Below are 534 nucleotides of genomic sequence, written 5' to 3' on the forward strand. Positions count from 1 at the left end.
TGGTTAAAATGTAGAACGTAAAAAGACTTGGGTCTGTAGCTCAGGTGGTTAGAGCGCACCCCTGATAAGGGTGAGGTCGGTGGTTCGAGTCCACTCAGACCCACCACTTTTTCTCCCAGAAAAAGTGGTGATAAAGTCTTTTATATCGTTGGGGTTATAGCTCAGCTGGGAGAGCGCCTGCCTTGCACGCAGGAGGTCTGCGGTTCGATCCCGCATAGCTCCACCACTTTCTAAATACATTCGTATGAGTGTTATTAGAAAGTGGTTATCTAACGATAATCACATGTTCTTTAACAATCTGGAAAGCTGACTAGTAAATTTAATTGAAAGATTGATTTTAAAAGAATGTTTTTATCTTAGGATAAAAACGAGTTCTCAAAACAACACACATTCAAGTGTCTTGTATCGAGTCCGGCGAAAAACCAATGTTTAATATTTTCTTGATCGGAGTATTAAACGCAAACCTTGGTTGTTTGAACATACAAGACCTCTTGGGGTTGTATGGTTAAGTGACTAAGCGTACACGGTGGATGC

Annotated in this window: 2 tRNA genes; both read left to right on the forward strand. The window is 41.2% G+C overall.

The features are described 5' to 3' along the window. The first annotated feature begins 29 nt into the window (after nt 1–29). Nucleotides 30–106: transfer RNA gene (locus C9I86_RS19950), tRNA-Ile, on the forward strand. A 44-nt stretch (nt 107–150) separates the two neighbouring features. Further along, nucleotides 151–226 (forward strand) — tRNA-Ala (locus C9I86_RS19955). Nucleotides 227–534: the final 308 nt, after the last annotated feature.

It is taken from the genome of Photobacterium sp. NCIMB 13483, assembly GCF_003025475.1.
Lineage (GTDB): Bacteria > Pseudomonadota > Gammaproteobacteria > Enterobacterales > Vibrionaceae > Photobacterium > Photobacterium piscicola.